17 protein-coding genes are annotated in these 17,758 nt (G+C 59.0%); 3 read left to right on the top strand and 14 right to left on the bottom strand.

Translation table 11 applies throughout. The features are described from left to right. Positions 1-19: 19 nt before the first annotated feature. The 10 genes from aauR to EKA13_RS10495 all read right to left on the bottom strand — a co-directional run bounded on the left by aauR (position 20) and on the right by EKA13_RS10495 (position 12,211). Positions 20-1,345: a two-component response regulator AauR gene (gene aauR, locus EKA13_RS10540; protein WP_065759331.1), complete on the bottom strand. Its 1,326-nt coding sequence runs from the start codon at positions 1,343-1,345 to the stop codon at positions 20-22. Beyond that, the gene (gene aauS / locus EKA13_RS10535) at positions 1,342-3,249 is read right to left on the bottom strand and encodes a two-component sensor histidine kinase AauS (protein WP_065759362.1); all 1,908 of its coding nucleotides are present in this window, start codon (positions 3,247-3,249) and stop codon (positions 1,342-1,344) included. Before aauS ends, aauR begins: the two co-directional genes overlap by 4 nt. Positions 3,250-3,314: 65 nt before the next feature. Continuing rightward, positions 3,315-4,049: an amino acid ABC transporter ATP-binding protein gene (locus tag EKA13_RS10530; RefSeq protein WP_065759330.1), complete on the bottom strand. Its 735-nt coding sequence runs from the start codon at positions 4,047-4,049 to the stop codon at positions 3,315-3,317. Then, positions 4,046-4,714: an amino acid ABC transporter permease gene (locus EKA13_RS10525; RefSeq protein ID WP_065759329.1), complete on the bottom strand. Its 669-nt coding sequence runs from the start codon at positions 4,712-4,714 to the stop codon at positions 4,046-4,048. The genes EKA13_RS10530 and EKA13_RS10525 overlap by 4 nt, the downstream gene beginning before the upstream one ends. Further along, positions 4,711-5,457, bottom strand: a complete 747-nt coding sequence (locus EKA13_RS10520) for an amino acid ABC transporter permease (RefSeq protein WP_065759328.1) — start codon at positions 5,455-5,457, stop codon at positions 4,711-4,713. The genes EKA13_RS10525 and EKA13_RS10520 overlap by 4 nt, the downstream gene beginning before the upstream one ends. Before the next feature lie 96 nt (positions 5,458-5,553). Next, on the bottom strand, positions 5,554-6,468 hold the full coding sequence (locus EKA13_RS10515) for a glutamate/aspartate ABC transporter substrate-binding protein (protein WP_065759327.1): 915 nt from the start codon (positions 6,466-6,468) through the stop codon (positions 5,554-5,556). A gap of 690 nt (positions 6,469-7,158) precedes the next feature. After that, complete coding sequence (gene glpD / locus EKA13_RS10510; protein WP_100250132.1) at positions 7,159-8,736, bottom strand: glycerol-3-phosphate dehydrogenase; 1,578 nt, start codon at positions 8,734-8,736, stop codon at positions 7,159-7,161. Between the two features lie 132 nt (positions 8,737-8,868). After that, positions 8,869-9,624 carry a DeoR/GlpR family transcriptional regulator gene (locus EKA13_RS10505; protein WP_065759325.1) on the bottom strand — a complete coding sequence of 252 codons (756 nt, stop codon included), beginning with the start codon at positions 9,622-9,624 and terminating at the stop codon, positions 8,869-8,871. A gap of 166 nt (positions 9,625-9,790) precedes the next feature. Beyond that, entirely contained in the window at positions 9,791-11,293 is a 1,503-nt protein-coding gene (gene glpK / locus EKA13_RS10500; protein WP_065759324.1) for a glycerol kinase GlpK, read from the bottom strand. 66 nt (positions 11,294-11,359) lie between these two features. Further along, positions 11,360-12,211, bottom strand: coding sequence for an MIP/aquaporin family protein (locus EKA13_RS10495; RefSeq protein WP_065759323.1), 852 nt, complete (start codon positions 12,209-12,211; stop codon positions 11,360-11,362). 314 nt (positions 12,212-12,525) lie between these two features. On the opposite strand from EKA13_RS10495, the gene ybaK reads away from it, so the two are divergent. Further along, positions 12,526-12,996: a Cys-tRNA(Pro) deacylase gene (ybaK, locus tag EKA13_RS10490; RefSeq protein WP_065759322.1), complete on the top strand. Its 471-nt coding sequence runs from the start codon at positions 12,526-12,528 to the stop codon at positions 12,994-12,996. A gap of 55 nt (positions 12,997-13,051) precedes the next feature. Here the strand turns inward: ybaK and EKA13_RS10485 are convergent, their stop codons facing one another. Both EKA13_RS10485 and argF read right to left on the bottom strand, forming a co-directional pair. After that, complete coding sequence (locus tag EKA13_RS10485) at positions 13,052-14,161, bottom strand: ABC transporter ATP-binding protein (RefSeq protein ID WP_065759321.1); 1,110 nt, start codon at positions 14,159-14,161, stop codon at positions 13,052-13,054. Then, positions 14,158-15,078: an ornithine carbamoyltransferase gene (gene argF / locus EKA13_RS10480; RefSeq protein WP_065759320.1), complete on the bottom strand. Its 921-nt coding sequence runs from the start codon at positions 15,076-15,078 to the stop codon at positions 14,158-14,160. Before argF ends, EKA13_RS10485 begins: the two co-directional genes overlap by 4 nt. 481 nt (positions 15,079-15,559) lie before the next feature. Here argF and grxD point away from each other — a divergent pair, with 481 nt between their 5' ends. Beyond that, positions 15,560-15,895: a Grx4 family monothiol glutaredoxin gene (gene grxD, locus EKA13_RS10475; RefSeq protein WP_065759319.1), complete on the top strand. Its 336-nt coding sequence runs from the start codon at positions 15,560-15,562 to the stop codon at positions 15,893-15,895. Between the two features lie 64 nt (positions 15,896-15,959). Here the strand turns inward: grxD and bfr are convergent, their stop codons facing one another. Continuing rightward, positions 15,960-16,430, bottom strand: coding sequence for a bacterioferritin (bfr, locus tag EKA13_RS10470; RefSeq protein ID WP_065759318.1), 471 nt, complete (start codon positions 16,428-16,430; stop codon positions 15,960-15,962). 198 nt (positions 16,431-16,628) lie between these two features. After that, complete coding sequence (locus EKA13_RS10465) at positions 16,629-16,847, bottom strand: bacterioferritin-associated ferredoxin (protein WP_065759317.1); 219 nt, start codon at positions 16,845-16,847, stop codon at positions 16,629-16,631. Positions 16,848-17,082: 235 nt separating this feature from the next. Between EKA13_RS10465 and EKA13_RS10460 the strand changes: the two genes are divergently transcribed. Beyond that, positions 17,083-17,685, top strand: a complete 603-nt coding sequence (locus EKA13_RS10460; RefSeq protein ID WP_065759316.1) for a peroxiredoxin — start codon at positions 17,083-17,085, stop codon at positions 17,683-17,685. Positions 17,686-17,758: the final 73 nt, after the last annotated feature.

The following is a 17,758-nucleotide window of genomic DNA, read 5'->3' as shown; positions in this document are numbered from 1 at the left end:
GTGGCATCACGCCCGGGCATCAGCCCAGGCCGTATTTCTTGACCTTGTCGAACAGCGTGGTTTTGGCCATGCCCAATTCCTGGCTGGCCTGGCTGAGGTTGCCACCGGTGCGTTGCAGGGCGTCGCTGAGCAGGTTGCGTTCAAAGGCTTCGACGGCTTCGGAAAAACCCAGGCCCTGCGCAGGGCTGGAACCGGCTTTTTTGAATGCCGGCAGGCCCAAGGCATAGCGCTCTGCAACGTTGCGCAGTTCGCGGACATTGCCCGGCCAATCGTGCGCCATCAGGCGTGACAGGGTCTGGCTGTCGAGCGCTGGTACTTCGCGATCAAAGCGCAATGATGCCAGCAGCAGGAAGTGCTCGAACAACTGCAGGATATCTTCACGGCGCTCGCGCAGCGGTGGGAGTTCCAGCGTCACCACGTTCAAGCGGTAGTACAGGTCGCTGCGGAACTGGCCGGATTGGCCGAGGGCGTCGAGGTCGGCTTTGGTGGCGGCAATTACCCGGCAGTCGACCGCGATGCTCTGGTTCGAGCCCAAGCGCTCCAGGGTGCGTTCCTGAAGGACTCGCAGCAGTTTGATCTGCAGGTTGATCGGCATGCTTTCGACTTCATCGAGGAACAGCGTTCCACCATTGGCGTGTTCGATCTTGCCGATCCGGCGTTTGCCGGCCCCGGTGAAGGCATTGGCCTCATGGCCGAAGATTTCGCTTTCAAACAGGTTCTCTGGCAGGCCACCGCAATTGAGTGCAACGAACGGTTGACCCTGGCGTCGGCTGAAGTCGTGCAGGCAGCGCGCCACCAATTCCTTGCCGGTACCTGTTTCACCTTCGATCAGCACGTTGGCCGAGGTGTCGGCGACGTTGGCAATCAGCTCACGTAGCTCCTGCATGGCCGGCGAGCGGCCGATGATCCGGCCTTCCAGGGTGCTTTGCTCGGCCAGCTGACGACGCAGGGCAAACACTTCGCGGGCCAGGCCACGCTGTTCGAGGGCGCGACGCACCACGTCGACCAAACGTTCTGGCGAGAAGGGCTTTTCCATGAAGTCATAGGCGCCATTGCGCATGGCGCCCACCGCCATATTGATGTCGCCGTGACCTGTGATCAGTACCACCGGCAGGCTAGGGTCGCGGGCTTTGAGTCGACTGAGCAACTCCAGGCCGTCGATGCCAGGCAGGCGAATGTCACTGACGACGATTCCAGCGAAGTCATCGCCGATCCGCTGCAGCGCTTCTTCAGCGCTGCCGACACCCTCACTGGCGATGTCCTCCAGTGCCAATGCCTGCTGGCAGCCGAGCAACACATGCGGGTCATCTTCGACGATCAGGACGGTAAGTGGCGCTTGGTTCATAAGGACTCGGCAGGTTCTGAGGCGGCGGACACCAGGGGCAGGCTGAGGATGAACGCGGTACCGCCACTGGCGGGATGTTCGACACTCAGGCTGCCGCCGGCAGCGGCGGCAAGGCTGGCGGACAAGGTCAGGCCCAGGCCCAGGCCGTGCTCTCCGGGTTTGGTGGTGAAAAAGGGTTCAAACAGGTGCTTACGTGTTTCATCGTCAATGCCATGACCATTATCGCGTACACGCAGACGGTACTTGTCGTTCAGCAGTTCGCCTTCCAGCCATAGCTGTGGTTGGGGCTGCGCGGCCATGGCATCGAGGGCGTTGCCGATCAGGTTGACCAGAATTTGCTCCAGCCGCGTCTGGTCGATGGCCAGTTGCTGACCGTCGAACGCGTTGTGCACCTGCAACTGGCTGCTCGCGATACGGTTGCCGAGTACCTGCAGGCTGGCCTCCACCGCGTTGCTCAAGGAGGCTTGGCCGCCGTCATCACCACGTCGTGCAAATGAGCGCAGGCTGGCGGTGATGCGGCCCATGCGATCGATCAGGTCGTTCATGGTCAGCAGGTTGGTACTGGCCGTTTCCAGCGCGCCGCGTTCGAGGAAGCGAACGGTGTTGCCGGACAGTGTGCGTAATGCTGCCAGCGGCTGGTTGAGTTCATGAGCGATGCTGGTAGACATCTGGCCGATGGCCGCCAACTTGCCAGCCTGAACCAGTTCGTCCTGAGCATGGCGCAGTGTCTGCTCGGCATGGCGCCGTTCACGGATCTGGCCCTTGAGGCGTTCATTACTGGCGCGCAGATCGGCTGTTCTTTCGGCGATCTTGCGCTCCAGTTGGCTATTGGCTTCTTCCAGGGCTTCTCTGGCGGCCAAGCGCGTGGCGATCACTTTACGCCGCTCGTTCCAGGCAATCAGGAGGATGGCCAGCAGTGCGAAGGCCACGGCCGCCAGTACCCCCTGAACGATCGACTCGCGGCGCAGGTCCTGCAGTGGTGTCAGCAGGGTAAAGTGCCAGGGGGTATCACTCAGGCGGCGAGTCTGGGCCAGGTAGGCGACTTCATGGTGGCTGTCACCGAGCTCGGCATTGGCCGGGAAACTCAGCTTCTCCACGCCGTCGCCCAGTTTCTCGCGCGACAGCGGCTGCAGTTCGTTGAGTGGCCACCAGTAGTATTGCAGGCTGCGTGCCAGGCGCTCCTTGGTTTCCGGTGTCAGTGGTCGTACTGACTTCAGACGCCGCGCAGGGTCGCTGGAGAGGATGATGATGCCATTCTCATCGCTGACGAAGGCTTCCAGACGTGCCCGTTGCCAGCGTTCTTCGAGGGCTTCAAGGCGCACCTTGATGACCGCAACGCCAATGATCTTGCCATGCTCTTCCAGGCCGTGTGCCAGGTAATAGCCGGGTTCGCCCGTGGTGCTGCCAATGCCATAGAAACGTCCAGGCTGGCCGCGCACGGCATCCTGGAAGTAGGCACGGAAGGACAGGTCTTCGCCCAGGTAGCTGTCGACATCGCGCCAGTTGCTCGTGGCCTGTACCCGGCCGCTGGTATCCAGGACATAGATCGCCCGGCTGCGGCTACGTCGGTTCAGGCCCTCGAGGTATTCATTGACGGCCTGGCGATGTTCGCCATCCGTTTCGTTCAGCAGGCTTGAGACACTCTGCTCCAACTCCAGCAAGCTTGGCAGGTAGGTGTACTTGCTGATTTCGCTCTCGACCGCTCGCGCATGCAGCTCAAGCTGGCGTTCGCCTGTTTCGCTCAAGGTGCGTATGCCGTTGTGTTCGCTGATCAGAAAGCCGGCCACACCCAGGCCGATCATCAGCAGGAGGATCAGTGGTGGCAGAAACAGGTGACGGATCAGACGGGGTTTCACGGCAAGTGCAGGCTTGGCTGGGCGAAAGAGCGTAGTGTCGCATTTCATCACAGTGGCCTTGGTACGACCAGCGCCGCCTGCCCGGTGAACACCGGACAGGCGGCAGTGGTGCATTAGTGTTGCAGGATCTTGCTGAGGAAGTGCTGTGTGCGCTCATGGCGCGCATCGGTATTACCGAAGAACTCCTCTTTCTGGCAGTCCTCGATGATCCGGCCCTGGTCCATGAAAATCACCCGGTTGGCGACCTTGCGAGCGAACCCCATTTCGTGGGTCACGCACATCATGGTCATGCCTTCGTTTGCCAGTTCAACCATGACGTCCAGTACTTCGTTGACCATCTCAGGGTCCAGTGCCGAGGTCGGTTCGTCGAACAGCATGACGATCGGGTCCATCGACAGCGCGCGGGCGATTGCCACACGCTGCTGTTGACCGCCGGAGAGTTGCCCCGGGTGCTTTTTCGCATGGGCACTGAGGCCAACGCGGTCCAGCAAGGCCAGGCCTTTCTTGGTCGCTTCGGCTTCACTGCGGCCTAGCACCTTGCGCTGGGCAATGGTCAGGTTCTCGGTGATGGTCAAGTGGGGAAACAGCTCGAAATGCTGGAACACCATGCCCACCCGCGAGCGCAATTTCGGCAGGTTGGTCTTCGGATCGGCAATCGAGGTGCCGTCGACAATGATGTCGCCTTTCTGGAATGGCTCCAGTGCGTTGACGCATTTGATCAGGGTCGATTTACCCGAGCCCGACGGGCCGCAGACCACGACCACTTCGCCCTTTTTGACTTCGGTGCTGCAGTCGGTCAGTACCTGGAAGTCGCCGTACCACTTGTTGACGTTCTTGATAGAGATCATACGGTTAACCTTTTCTGCAGACGCTTGACCAGGAAGGAGGCGGAGAAGCTGATAACGAAGTACACGGCACCGGCGAACACCAGAAACTCGTTGGCTTGCCCGATGATGTCGCCGCTGGCGCGTGCGGAGTTGAGGAAATCTACCAGGCCGACGGTGTAGACCAGCGAGGTGTCTTGAAACAGGATAATGCTCTGCTGCAGCAGCAGCGGGGTCATCTTGCGAAAGGCCTGGGGCAGGATGATCAGGCGCATGGTTTGACCGTAGGTCATGCCCAGTGCCTGAGCCGCGCCCATCTGGCCTTTGGCGATCGACTGCACACCGGCACGGACGATCTCACAGAAGTACGCCGCCTCGAACATCATGAACGCGATCAGGCACGAGGTGAACGCCCCGACGGGGGTGTCTTCGCCGGTAATCCAGCGCAGCACGAACGGTACCGCCAGGTAGAACCAGGTGATGACCAGCAGCAGCGGAATGGAGCGGAAGTAGTTGACGTAGGCGCCAGCGAGATTGGCCAGCAGCTTGTTGGAGGACAAGCGCATCAGCGCCAGCACGGTACCCAGGGCAATGCCGCCAATGACCCCCAGGACCATGAGTTGCAGGGTCATCAGCATGCCGTTCCAGAGGGCCGGCAGGGCGGGAATGATTCCACTGAAGTCCATCATTTACCTCCCACGGAGATCAGGCCAGGCACGGCGACTTTCTTCTCGATCAGACGCATGAGCAGCATCAGGCTCATGTTCAGGGTGAAGTAGATCAGGGTGGCCAGGGTGAAGGCTTCAAACAGGTTTGCGGAGAACTCGGCGGTCTGCTTGGTTTGTGCCAGCAATTCCATCAGGCCGATCAGCGAGGCTACCGAGGAGTTCTTGAACACGTTCAGGAATTCCGAGGTGAGCGGCGGAATGATGATCCGATACGCTTGCGGCAGCAGTACGTTCCAGTAGATCTGCGGCAGGCTGAAGCCCATGGCGCGCGCGGCGGACTCCTGGCCTCGTGGCAGCGCCTGGATGCCGGTACGGACTTGCTCGCAGACCCGTGCAGCCGTAAACAGACCCAGGCAGATCACCACGCTGATGAAGGCCGAGGTGGTCGGATTGAGGTCTTGCTTGTACCACTCTTGCAGGCCTTCGGGCAGCATGTCCGGTATCAGGAAGTACCAGATGAACAGTTGCACCAGCAGCGGTACGTTACGAAAAAGTTCCACGTAGGCCGTGGCAATACCCGATACCAGACGGTTCGGGACGGTGCGCATGACGCCGAGTACCGAACCCAGCAACAGCGCGATGATCCAGGCGGCAGCGGCAATGCCGACGGTCCAGCCTAGCCCGGAGATGAACCAGTCGAGATAGATCTCGCTGCCCACGCCGGTGGACTTGAAAAAAACGCCCCAGTCCCAGTTGTAATTCATCGGGGTCTCCCCTCAGATCAGTTGTTTCACGGGCACCTTCGAGCATCCGAGTGCGCACAGGGCGCCCTCGGATGAAAGGTTAGTCACTGCCTGGGATCAGGACTTCTTTTCGTCTGCAGCTTTGTCAGTGGGGTTGGCGATCAGCGCCTTGAGCTCGTCGCTCATCGGGAACATCAGGTTCAGGCCTTTTGGCGGAATTGGCTGCTGGAACCATTTATCGTAGATCTTGTTGATCTCGCCTGATTTGTAGAGTGCAACGATCGCGTCATCGACGGCTTTCTTGAAGGGCGCATCGCCTTTGCGCACCATGCAACCGTAGATCTCATAGGACTGCGGGGTGCCGGTCACTTCCCAGTCGGTTGGCTTCTTGGCCTTGGCCATTTCGCCAGCGAGCAGGGCGTCATCCATCATGAAGGCAACGGCACGACCGGACTCGAGCATCTGGAAGGACTCACCGTGGTCCTTGGCCGAGATGACGTTCATCTTCATCTGCTTATCGGCGTTCATCGCCTTGAGAATGCGCTCAGAGGTGGTGCCGGCGGTGGTGACCACGTTCTTGCCGGCCAGGTCCGGGAAGTCCTTGTACTTGGAATCCTTTTTCGTCAGCAGGCGGGTGCCGATCTCGAAGATGCCGACCGAGAAGTCGACCTGTTGCTGGCGTTCGACGTTGTTGGTGGTCGAACCGCACTCGACGTCCACTGTGCCGTTCTGCACCAGCGGAATACGGGTTTGCGAGGTCACCAGGTTGTATTTGACCTGAAGGTTTGGTGCGTCCAGGTCCTTCTTGAGGGCCTCGACGATTGCCAGCTGGATGTCGTGTGCATAACCGACCGGTTTGCCCGATGCGTCAGCGATGTAGGAGAACGGAATGGAAGCGTCGCGGTGCCCCAGGGTAATGGTGCCCGATTCCTTGATTTTCTTCAGCGTGCCGGTCAGATCGGCGGCAAATACTGGCGTGCTGATCAAAGCGGCCGCGATAGCGGCGCCCAACAGGTGGGGAACGATACGCATCAAAATTTCCTCGACGTTGTTTTTTTTATGGAGCCTTTGCTGGGCTCATTCGTTCAGCGAACACTGCAATCAAGCGGTTTGCGCATTCGGGTACTGAGTGTAGAGCATGAGTCGTGCCAAGCCCCGGAATCTATTGTAACGCTATGATTTTATTGAATATTAATTTGATTTTTCGGTTTTTGATGGCGCTTATTCGTACGGCTTGCCGAACATCGTCATGTGGCGCGTTCGGAAGGCCGAACGCTTTTAGGGTGGCAAACGTACGTGTGCAGGTGTTGATTTCCAGAGGGCGGGGTTGTTGAGAGCGGTTGATCCCGCAAACGGCGGGCGCCCGGAAACATTGCCTGCTGCTCCCGGTAATGCCGAGAAAGCAGTATGACCTTGCTGGCAACGGAGCCAGAGAACTTACAAGGAGTGCATCATGAGCACAGCAATGAAGCAGTATTTCGTTGAATCCAGCAACGGCGGTGATGATGACGACGAAGATGCCGAGCATGGACACGGCTGGCGAAAGGCTTGACCTGAGTCGGGCGAACGTAACCGTTTAGGTTCGTCTCACCCGGGCGAAAAGTTCCGCTCAGGCTTAGTGCCGTTTGGTTCGGCACATGAGCGTGAGCGGGCCTCTCGGAAATCCGATACCAGATTCTGGTGTCGGATTTTTTATGCGCTGTCACCTGTGAGTCAAACGGCTCAGGCCGCTTCGGACTTGCTGCGGTTCAGTGCGACGCGGAGCAGGTACTGCTTTAGTTTCTCTTGCTCGGCTGGGCTGGTGAACAGCCCAAGCTTGGTTCGCCGCCAGAGAATATCCTCGGCGCTGGTAGCCCACTCTTCGCTGCACAGGTAATCCACCTCGCGGGCGAACAATCCTCCACCCATGGCTTCGCCCAGGTCTTCGGGGCCCTGGACGCCTTCGAGCAGGCGCCAGACACGGCTGCCATAGGTCAATGCCCAGCGTTGAGCGATGGCACCTGGCAGCCAGTTGTATCGGGCTTGGATGCTCTCGCTCAGCGCCTTGGGTGTGCTCATGTCTTCGCCGCCCGGCAGTGGGGCTGTGGCAGTCCAACTGCCTTTCATTTGCGTGAAGAATGGCGCCAGCTCACGCATGGCCGACTCGGCGAGCTTGCGGTAAGTGGTCAGTTTGCCGCCAAACACCGACAACAAAGGCGCTTGTTCAGCCTCGGCTGAAAGGGACAGGGTGTAATCGCGCGTGATGGCCGATGGATTGTCCGACTCGTCATTGCACAGAGGACGAACACCAGAGTAACTGTTGACGATATCGGCACGGCTTAACGGGTGTTTGAAGTGGTCATTGACCACCTTGAGCATGTAGTCGGTTTCCTCCTCGGTGATGACCACCTTGTCGGGATCGCCATTGTACTCGCGGTCTGTCGTGCCAATCAGGGTGAAGCGCTCCAGATACGGAATGGCAAACACAATGCGCTGGTCTTCATTCTGCAGGATGTAGGCGTGCTCGCCTTCGTACAGCTTCGGCACAATCAGGTGGCTGCCCTGGATCAGGCGAATCCCGTAGGAGGTATCGAGCTTCAGGTCATCCTTGATGAACGTGGCAACCCAAGGGCCTGCGGCATTGACCAGTGCCCTGGCCTGGATCGTCTGTTGGGTGCCGTCGGCGCGCTCGATTTGTACACGCCACAGGCCGTTGACGCGATGAGCGCCGAGGCAGCGGGTATGGGTCAGGATGTGCGCGCCGTTTTCCCTCGCTGCCATGGCGTTGAGTACCACCAGGCGGGCGTCGTCTACTGCACAGTCGGCATACTCGAAACCACGGGTGATCACCGGCTTCAGCGGGCTACCCGGGCCGAAGCGCAGGCTGCGCGATGCACCGAGTCGTTTGCGTTTACCCAGGTGGTCGTAGAGGAACAGGCCCGCGCGAATCATCCAGGCCGGGCGCAGGTGAGGGCGGTGAGGCAGTACGAAACGCATCGGCTTGACGATGTGCGGGGCCTTGGCCAGCAGTACTTCGCGTTCTGCCAATGCTTCACGTACCAAGCGAAACTCATAGTGCTCCAGATAGCGCAGGCCACCATGGATCAACTTGCTGCTGGCAGACGAGGTATGGCTGGCCAGGTCGTCTTTTTCGCAAAGCAAAACGGACAGCCCGCGCCCCGCTGCATCTGCGGCAATCCCTGCACCATTGATACCGCCGCCGATCACGGCGATGTCATAGGTTTCATTGAGGGTAGTGGGCGCTTGGCGGGAGAGGGACACGGGCGGCTCCTGAATTTGAATGTGAACATTGATGTTCATTTTCGAAAATATTAGCGCAATGGCATAGCCGCCGCTAGCCGGACTTGATAGAAAATGCTGATCTATAGGTCTAAATGAAAAATAACGAACATGATGGGCGGCTGTCGCTGGCGGCAGCCGTGAGGGGAGGGGCTAGACGACTTCCAGGCGGATCTTCTGTTGGTTGAGCAACTGAGTCAGTGCGGCGACGGGCTGCTGATCGGTGACCAGGCAGTCCACCAGGCTGATTGATCCCAGGCGTACCATCGCGTTGCGCCCGAACTTGCTGGAGTCGGCCGCAAGGATGACCTGCCGTGCATTGGCAATGATGGCCTGGGATACACGCACTTCCTGGTAGTCGAAGTCCAACAGGCTGCCATCTTCATCGATGCCGCTGATGCCAACCAGGGCGAAGTCGACCTTGAACTGGTTGATGAAGTCGACACTGGCTTGGCCGACCACACCGCCGTCGCGGCGTACGTTGCCACCGGCCAGCAGTACTTCGAAATCGTCTTTTGCACTCAGAATCGAGGCCACGTGAAGGTTGTTGGTGATGATTTTCAGGTGGTTGTGATTGAGCAGCGCGCGCGCAATGGACTCGGTGGTGGTACCAATGTTGATGAACAGCGAAGCATGGTCGGGAATATGCGCTGCGACGGCTTCGGCGATGCGTTGTTTTTCGTCGCGCATCTGATCGGCGCGCATCGCGTAGGCGGTGTTTTCGATGCTGGAGTCGTAGGCTGCGCCGCCATGGTAACGGCGCAGCAGGTTGACTTCGGCCAGTTGATTGATGTCCCGCCGAATGGTTTGCGGCGTCACGACGAACAGTTGGGCCATTTCCTCAATGCTGACATAGCCGCGTTCGCGGACCAGTTCGAGGATTTGCTGCTGACGAGGAGGCAGGTTCATGGGCTGTCCTTTGGGCGGCCGTGCAAATTTCTCCATGATGCCGGAGGAAATCTCCTACGGCCAGCCCGGAGGATGGCACAACGCCTTGCATTGACCTGCGGCCTTGGCGCCGGCAAGGCCGACGCCCAGCGTTTTCGCGCTGCCTTCAAGGGGCACTGCGGTGGTTTCAGTTCTCGTCGTGCGGTTCCCAGTCACGGGTGCGGTCTACGGCTTTCAGCCAGCCGGCATACAGTTTTTCTTTCTGCACTTCATCCAGTTGCGGGGTGAACGTGCGTTCGATGATCGCTTTGCCGCGCAGTTCGTCCAGGCTACTCCAGAAGCCGCATGCCAGGCCGGCGAGGTAAGCAGCACCGAGGGCGGTGGTTTCGCGCATCTGTGGGCGTTCAACGCAGGTGCCAAGAATATCGGCCTGGAATTGCATCAGGAAGTTGTTGGCGACTGCACCGCCATCGACGCGAAGGGCGCTCAGGCGTTCGCCGCAATCCTGCTGCATGGCGTCGAGTACGTCCCGGGTCTGGTAGGCAATCGACTCCAGGGCCGCTCGGATAATGTGGTCAACCTTGACCCCTCGGGTCAGGCCGAACAGCGCACCGCGGGCATAGGGGTCCCAGTAAGGTGCGCCAAGGCCGGTGAACGCTGGTACCAGGTAGACCCCGTTGCTGTCCTTGACCTTGCTGGCGAAGTACTCGGTGTCGTGGGCGTCATTGATGATTTTCAGTTCGTCACGCAGCCACTGTACGGTGGAGCCACCGTTGAACACGGCGCCTTCCAGGGCGTAAGCCACTTCGCCGCGAGGGCCGCAGGCGATGGTGGTGAGCAGGCCGTGAGACGACGTGACGGCCTTTGTTCCGGTGTTCATCAGCAGGAAGCAGCCGGTGCCATAGGTGTTTTTTGCCTGCCCGGCGTCCACGCACATCTGGCCGAACAGTGCGGCCTGCTGGTCGCCGGCGATACCCGCAATGGCGATGCCGCTTTTGGTGTGCCCGTATACCTCGGAGGAGGCGCGAACCTCAGGCAGCATTTGGCGAGGAATGCCCAGGACTTGCAGCATCTTCTCGTCCCACGCCAGGGTGTGGATGTTGAAGAGCAGGGTGCGCGAGGCGTTGGTGTAGTCGGTGACGTGAACCTTGCCGCCGGAGAACTTCCAGATCAGCCAGGTATCGATTGTGCCGAACAACAGGTCGCCTTTTTCGGCGCGCTCGCGGGCACCCTCGACATTGTCGAGGATCCATTTGAGCTTGGTGCCGGAAAAGTAGGGGTCGGTCACCAGGCCGGTGGTTTCGCGAATGTAGTCCTGCAGGCCATCGCGCTTGAGCTGTTCGCAAATTTCGGTGCTGCGTCGGCACTGCCAGACGATGGCGTTGTAGATCGGCCGACCGGTTTCCTTGTCCCAGACCACGGTGGTTTCGCGCTGGTTGGTGATGCCGATGGCCGCCACTTGATCATGGCTCAGGCCTGCCTGGGCCAGCGCTTCGACCATGGTTGCGCTCTGGGTGGCGAAGATCTCCATGGGGTCGTGCTCGACCCAGCCAGCCTGGGGGTAGTGCTGTGCGAACTCGCGCTGTGAGGTGCCGACCACGTTGGCGTCCCGGTCGAAAATGATGGCCCGCGAACTGGTCGTGCCCTGGTCCAGGGCAATGATGTAGTTCTTGTTATGGGTGTCTGTCATGTCGTTGGCCTTGCACTAAATAAGGTGGAGTCAGGGCAGCGCGGGCGTTGGCCCGCTGGTTTGGCATCAGGATGCCTGGGTCTTGCCCTGAGGGTTGTCGTCGGTCTGGACGGTCATGTTCGCTGCAGAGGGCAGGTTGCGGGCGAACACGCCGCGGTACAGGGCGGCACCAAGGCTTGCCCCTATGATCGGCGCAATTACCGGGATCAGAAAATAGGGCACCTCACGGCCACCGGTGAAGGCGATTGGTCCCCAGCCCGTAAGGTAGGTCATCAGTTTAGGCCCGAAATCGCGTGCGGGGTTCATCGCAAAACCGGTCAGCGGGCCCATCGCGCTGCCGATCACTGCGATCAGCAGGCCGATCAGCACGGGTGCCAGCGCGCCGCGTGGCAAGCCGTTGTTGTCGTCGGTAAGGGCCATGATCACCGCCATCAGGATGGCGGTAATGATCACCTCAACCAGGAAAGCCTGGCCGGTAGAGAGCGCCGGGTGCGGATAGGTCGAGAACACGGCGGCCAGCTCAAGGCTGCCTTGGGTGCCGCGCAGCATCTGATGGGTTTGTTCGTAATCGAAGAACAGCGTGCTGTAGAGCGTGTACACCAGCGCAGCGCCGCAGAAAGCACCGGCGATCTGGGCGACGATGTAGAACGCCAGTTTGTGTTTTTCAAAACCTGCGAACAGGCACAGGGCAATGCTGACCGCAGGGTTGAGGTGAGCGCCGGAGATGCCGGCGGTCAGGTAGATCGCCATGCTCACGCCAACGCCCCAGATGATGCTGATCTCCCACAATCCGAAGCTGGCGCCGGCGACCTTGAGCGCTGCAACGCATCCCGTGCCAAAAAATATGAACAAGGCTGTTCCCAGGAACTCGGCCATGCACTGGCTGGAAAGTGTCGGTTGTTGCTGGGCAATGGTCATTCGTTACCTCGGTTCTTGTTGTTGTGAGGCGCTTTGGCGCTCGACATGCTCCGGCAGAAATTCCCCAATTTCTGCTGGAAGGGGCTTTGGGGGTGTTGGCTTATATTCAAAATCGAAAAAATATAGACAAGAAACGCTTATGTCAAAGGTCGAAAGTGAACGGCCATTCATAATCTGACTATTGGTTTGCAGGATGGTGCTGGACGCTGCAAGGGCTGTGCTTGGACGTGATGTAGCCCCCTGTGTAGCTGCTCTGTGGGTTTTGTCCTAAAGTAGCCGACGAAATTTGTCTTTACGGCCTGCCAGGAGTCCGCATGACCCCCGCTCTCGATCTATTGAAAAAGGTTCGTGCCGAACATCGCGTACACAGTTACGAACATGACCCCAAAGCGGCTTCTTATGGGCTGGAGGCTGCGGAGAAGTTGGGGCTGGAGCCCGCGCGGGTGTTCAAGACGCTATTGGCCTGCAGTGAAAAGGGCGAGTTGCTGGTGGCGGTGGTGCCGGTGGCAGGTTCCCTGGACCTCAAGGCCTTGGCCCATGCTGCCGGGGTGAAGAAGTGCGAGATGGCCGACCCCGCGGCCGCTCAGCGTGCCACGGGTTATCTGTTGGGGGGCATCAGCCCGCTGGGGCAGAAGAAGCGCTTGCGCACGTTCATTGATCAATCTGCACAGCCGCTGCCGACGATTTTTGTCAGTGCCGGGCGGCGTGGCCTTGAGGTTGAGTTGGCGGCTGACGTATTGGCGACCCACACGCAGGCAAGCTTTGCCGAGATCGCCCGCGACTGATAGCAGCTGTGTGGATCGATAAGGCGTGTGGGGCGGGCAAGCCCGCCCCTGGCTATCAAGCGGCCGGGCTGTAACGACGCACGCCGTTGTCGCTTGGCTGGAGTTGTGCGGCAACGCTGCCGGGTGCCGGAAACAGTACCAGGTGGTCTGCCGCAACCACGATACCGACTTCGCTGCCAGGCAAATGGTCGATGTGGCTGGGGAATATCGCTTCGAGCTGGCTGCCGGTTGCCAGTTGCAGGCGATACAGCGTGGACGCGCCGAGGAAGCTCTTGCCGACAATGCGTGCCTTGAGCTCGCTGTCAGGTGCATAGACGATATCGTCTGGCCGCAGCAGTACATCCACTGCGCTGCCAATGGCCATGGTGTAGGCGCGATTTCCGCAGAGCTCGCCGAGTTCAGTCTGTACCGACTCCGGGCTGGTCAGTTGACCGCGAATGAAGTAGCCCTGGCCAATGAAGCTGGCCACGAAGGGGGTCAGGGGCTCATGGTACAGGTTGTAGGGCGTATCCCACTGTTCCAGTCGACCTTCCTTGAACACACCGACATGGTCGCTGACCGCAAAGGCTTCTTCCTGATCGTGGGTAACCAGGATCGCGCTGGTACCACGGCTCTTTAGAATGTCACGCACTTCATGGCTGAGGCGTCGGCGCAGTTCGACATCAAGGTTCGAGAACGGCTCGTCAAGCAGCAGCAGTTGTGGCTCGGGCGCCAAGGCGCGGGCCAGGGCAACCCGTTGCTGTTGGCCACCAGAAAGCTCATGAGGGTAGCGTTGGCCAAGGCCACCGAGCTTGACCAGTTCGAGCATTTCCTCGACCACGTGTTGCTGTTGTGGGTGTTTGCCAATGCCAAATGCGATGTTCTGCGCCACGGTGAGGTGAGGGAACAGAGCATAGTCCTGGAACACCATGCCGATTCGGCGTTTTTCTGGCGCGAGGGTGAACCCTGCTTTGGAGATGACTTCGCCGGCCAGCTGTATCTCGCCCTCATGCACGGGCTCAAAGCCGGCAATGGCGCGTAGCGTGGTGGTTTTCCCGCACCCGGAAGAGCCGAGCAAACAACCGATATCGCCAGCGTTCAGGTGCAGGTTGAGGTTCTGGACAACGCGCTGGCCTTGGTACCCACAGGCCAGGTTGCGAAGGTTGAGCAGTAAAGGTTGACTCATGCGTGGTGGTAAGCCGGTTCAACAAGGAATTCAAGAAGCGCCTTCTGTGCGTGCAGACGGTTTTCCGCCTGGTCCCAGGCGACCGAGCGTGGGTCGTCGAGAAGGTCCATGCTGATTTCCTCGCCGCGGTGAGCGGGCAGGCAATGCATGAACAACACATCGGGGGCAGCGAGGTCGAGCAGCTCGCGCGTTACCTGGTAAGGTGCGAACGTCTTCAGACGCCGTGCAGTTTCCTCCTCCTGCCCCATGGAAGTCCAGACATCGGTGCTCACCAGATGGGCGCCCCGCACAGCCTCCTTCGGATCACGGACGATGGTGACGCGGTCTCCGGCCTGGGCGACGAATTGAGGGTTCGGCTCGTAGTCTTCCGGGCAGGCGATGCGCAATTGGAAGTCGAACTGGATGGCGGCTTCTATATAGCTGTTGCACATGTTGTTGCCGTCGCCGATCCAGGCCACGGTTTTGCCCTGGATCGAGCCGCGGTGTTCGAGGAATGTCTGCATGTCGGCCAGCAGTTGGCAAGGGTGCAGGTCATCGGACAGGCCGTTGATCACCGGTACCCGCGAATTGGCGGCGAACTCGGTCAGCGTGCTGTGGGCGAAGGTACGGATCATCACCGCATCCAGCATGCGCGACATGACGATGGCGCAGTCGCTGATCGGCTCACCGCGACCCAGCTGGGTGTCGCGTGGCGAGAGGAAGATGGCCTGGCCGCCGAGCTGGATCATGCCAGCCTCGAATGACAGGCGGGTGCGGGTCGAAGACTTCTCGAAGATCATCCCCAGTACGCGGTTCTTCAGGGGTTCGAACAACACGCCTCGGTTACGCAGGTCCTTCAGCTCGATGCCACGACGGAGCACACCGAGCAGTTCGTCGGGGGTGCAGTCCATCAGGGAGAGAAAGTGCCTTGCGTTCATCATTGACTACCTTTTTGCAACAGACCGCAGATCATCTAAAGCCGGTTTTTGGAAAAACGGGTGAGACCTGCGGCGAAAGCCGCACGTGGCGACGAAATTAGGGGGAGACGCAATACTATAATTAAATGTCGCGTCTTACCAAGAGGGGCTGCAACATCGGCACTGCCGAATCTGCGATAACCCAATGGGGAACAGCTTTTTTGTGTACGCCACAAGGTTTTACACTGCCTGCCAGCGGCTTGGCAAACGCTGCTCACGCTGTTGAGTGCATAACCGCACCGGCTAGCTGCTCATTCGCATATCCGGCGCAAGGTATCTGCTCACTCAAGCGTGGCCCTCCGGACGGCTCCAGTTGCGCTAAATTTGCCCCAGGACGGTGGGCTAAGGGGGATGTTGGCAAGGCCGAGCGCCACGCTCGGCTTTCCGATACAATGCGTCACCGTGCCGACAACCGCGTCGGAAAGTTCAGCCGAGGTGCTCCATGGATATCATCGAAACAATCAAAGAGCAGATTGCCAACAACACCATTCTGCTTTACATGAAAGGCTCGCCCAATGCCCCGCAGTGCGGCTTCTCCGCCAAAGCGGCGCAAGCTGTAATGGGTTGCGGCGAGAAGTTCGCTTACGTGGACATCCTGCAAAACCCGGAAATTCGCGCCAACCTGCCGAAGTACGCCAACTGGCCAACCTTCCCACAATTGTGGGTGGCCGGTGAGCTGGTCGGCGGCAGTGACATCATGACCGAGATGTTTGCCAACGGCGAACTGCAGACGCTGATCAAGGAAGCGGCTGCCAAGGCCAAGGCTGCCGAAGCCTGATTCTTGTCAGCCAACAAAAAGCCCCGCATTGCGGGGCTTTTTGTTGGCTGCAAGAAAGACGGGCTTACTCGCCCATCTGCGACTGCAGGTAGTTTTCCAGGCCGACCTTGTCGATCAGGCTCAGTTGGGTTTCCAGCCAGTCGATGTGCTCTTCCTCGGCTTCGAGGATGTCTTCCAGCAGCTCGCGGCTACCGAAGTCGCCAACCGTTTCACAGTGGGCAATCGCGGCCTTGAGATCGGCTAGACCTGTCTGCTCGATTTTCAGGTCGCACTGGAGCATTTCCTTGGTGTGCTCACCAATGAACAGTTTGCCAAGGTCCTGCACGTTCGGGATGCCTTCGAGGAACAGAATCCGCTTGATCAGTTTGTCAGCGTGTTTCATTTCATCGATGGATTCTTTGTACTCGTGCTTGCCGAGCTTATCCAGGCCCCAGTCTTCATACATACGGGCATGCAGGAAGTATTGGTTGATTGCGACCAGCTCGTTTCCGAGGATCTTGTTGAGATGCTGGATGACGCTAACGTCGCCTTTCATGATGGGGTCCTGCCCTGTAGGTGTGCACAATGGTCTGGAGTGTGGGCCGGACAACTTTTGCTGTCAAACCTAAGTTATTGAATAATAAATAGAAACTAATAGGAATAAGAATGTTTTTGTTCCGCGTCTTAGTCCTAAGCACTTGAATTGCAGGCATAAAAAAACCGGACGCTGGGTCCGGTTCTTGGAAAGTCTGAATTATGCTGCAGTAAATTCTACTGGATAAGGCAGTGCAGCCTGGCTCACTTGCAGCTCGGTCAGGGTTTCGCGTACGACTTGTTTAGCCAGGCAGGCGCATTTGCCGCACTGAGTGCCCACATTGGTCGCTTCGCGTACGTCACGGTAGCTACAGCAGCCGTCGTAGATTGCATCGCGGATCTGTCCGTCGGTAACACCAACACAAAGACACACATACATAGAGGAGACCATCGTGGCTAAAGGCTCAATGCGGAGGATCTTAATGTTAATGAGAATGCTTGTCAAAGCACTTTATTGAGCGGTCCCGTTCGCCGCGACGGACGGCAGCCTGGTCAGTCACCGTCCTTAAATTCGGCGGTACACGTTGGGCGGTGTATGATGGTTAGTCCATGCGATGCCAGGTGGGCCATGTGCCCTGCTGTGTATACCATTCCACTACATCAGGAGATATCGAATGAGCGTGCTCGTAGGCAAAAAAGCCCCGGATTTCACGGTTCCAGCCGTACTCGGCAATGGCGAGATCGTCGACAGCTTCAACCTGGCTTCGGCCATCAAGGGCAAGTACGGCCTGGTGTTCTTCTACCCACTGGACTTCACTTTCGTCTGCCCGTCCGAGCTGATCGCCCTGGACCACCGTATTCCTGACTTCCAGGCGCGTAACGTCGAAGTCATCGGTGTTTCGATCGACTCGCATTTCACCCACAATGCCTGGCGTAATACCCCCGTCAACAACGGCGGTATCGGCCCGGTCAAATACACCCTGGCCGCTGACATCTCCCACGAGATCTGCAAGGCCTATGACGTTGAGTCCGAAGGCGGCGTAGCCTTCCGTGGCGCGTTCCTGATCGACACCAACGGTGTGGTCCGTTCGCAAATCGTCAACGACCTGCCGCTGGGCCGTAACATGGACGAGCTGCTGCGTCTGGTCGACGCCCTGCAATTCCACGAAGAGCACGGCGAAGTCTGCCCTGCCAACTGGAAAAAAGGCGACAAGGGCATGACCGCTTCGCCAGAAGGCGTTGCTGCTTACCTGAGCGAGAATGCTGGCAAGCTGTAAGCGCCACGCATAAAAAAACCGGCCCCAGTGGCCGGTTTTTTTATGCGTGGCTGTCGACTTCAGTCGTCGAAGT

The organism is Pseudomonas defluvii (assembly GCF_001695625.1).
GTDB lineage: Bacteria > Pseudomonadota > Gammaproteobacteria > Pseudomonadales > Pseudomonadaceae > Aquipseudomonas > Aquipseudomonas defluvii.
This window is presented reverse-complemented; position numbering and strand designations above follow the sequence as displayed.